This window comes from Streptomyces sp. NPDC048419 (assembly GCF_043200415.1).
Lineage (GTDB): Bacteria > Actinomycetota > Actinomycetes > Streptomycetales > Streptomycetaceae > Streptomyces.
The window spans coordinates 1-1,264 of sequence record NZ_JBICXT010000121.1 but is presented as its reverse complement, the minus strand read 5'-3'; the positions used below and the strand labels follow the sequence as shown (position 1 = coordinate 1,264).

The window sequence follows — 1,264 nt, the reverse complement described above, 5'->3', positions numbered from 1 at the left end:
GGGTCTGCCGCACGATCGGGTGACATCTGAACTGGCTTGCCCTGTGGGGCGGGTGGGAAGGATGTCACTGTGCCCAAGCCTTATCCGGAGGAGTTCCGCCAGGACGTCGTGCGGGTTGCGAGGAACCGCGGCCCGGGTGTGACGGTCGAGCAGGTGGCAACCGACTTCGGAGTCCATCCGATGACGTTGTGGAAGTGGATGCGTCGCGCGGACATCGACGACGGGGCCAAACCCGGAACGACCAGCCAGGAGAGTGCCGAGCTTCGGGAAGCGCGTCGGCGGATCAAGCTGCTGGAGCAGGAGAATGAGGTCCTGCGGCGGGCCGCGGCCTATCTGTCGCAGGCGCATCTGCCGGGAAAATGATCTACCCGCTCGTGAAGGAGCTGGCCGGGGACGGGGTGCCCGTCACGGTGACGTGCCGGGTGCTGAAGCTCGCCAGACAGCCCTACTACCGCTGGCTCGACAAGCCGGTGGCCGACGCCGTGCTGGAGGAGGCGTATCGCGCGAACGCGCTGTTCGAGGCTCACCGCGACGACCCGGAGTTCGGCTACCGGTTCCTTGCCGATGAAGCCCGTGGTGCCGGGGCGGGGATGGCGGACCGGACCGCGTGGCGGATCTGCCGGGACAACCGCTGGTGGAGCGTGTTCGGGAAGAAGCGCGGCAAGAGCAAGAAGGCCGGCCCGCCGGTGCACGATGATCTCGTGAGCCGCGACTTCACCGCATCCGGCCCGAACCGGCTGTGGCTCGCGGACATCACCGAACACGCCACCGGTGAAGGGAAGTTGTACGTCTGCGCGGTCAAGGACGTCTTCAGCAACAGGATCGTGGGCTACTCCATCGACGCGTGGATGAAGTCCCGTCTGGCCGTGACCGCTCTGGACAACGCCGTGGCCCGACGTGGCCAGGTCGACGGGTGCATTCTGCACAGCGATCGCGGATCGCAGTTCCGGTCCCGGAAGTTCGTCCAGGCCCTCGACCGTCACCGGATGACCGGCTCGATAGGGCGGGTCGGGGCGGCAGGCGACAACGCGGCCATGGAGTCCTTCTTCAGCCTGCTGCAGAAGAACGTCCTTGACCGCCGGGTGTGGGCCACCCGCGAGGAACTGCGGATCGCGATCGTGACCTGGATCGAGAGGACCTACCACCGGCGCCGCAGACAAGCCTCGCTCGGCCGGCTGACCCCCGTCGAATTCGAGATCGTCATGACCACACCGGCCCTCCAGGCCGCGTGATCGAACCTGTCACCCGAACCTGCATCAGACCC

General features: G+C 66.9%; 1 protein-coding gene. It reads left to right on the top strand.

Translation table 11 applies throughout. From position 1 onward, the window contains the following. The first annotated feature begins 69 nt into the window (after positions 1-69). Positions 70-1,232 (top strand): IS3 family transposase gene (locus ACGFYN_RS48190; protein WP_393872287.1). Its coding sequence is split into 2 segments (ribosomal slippage): positions 70-354 and positions 357-1,232, totalling 1,161 coding nucleotides; the frame shifts between segments, so codons are not numbered across the junction. Positions 1,233-1,264 lie beyond the last annotated feature (32 nt).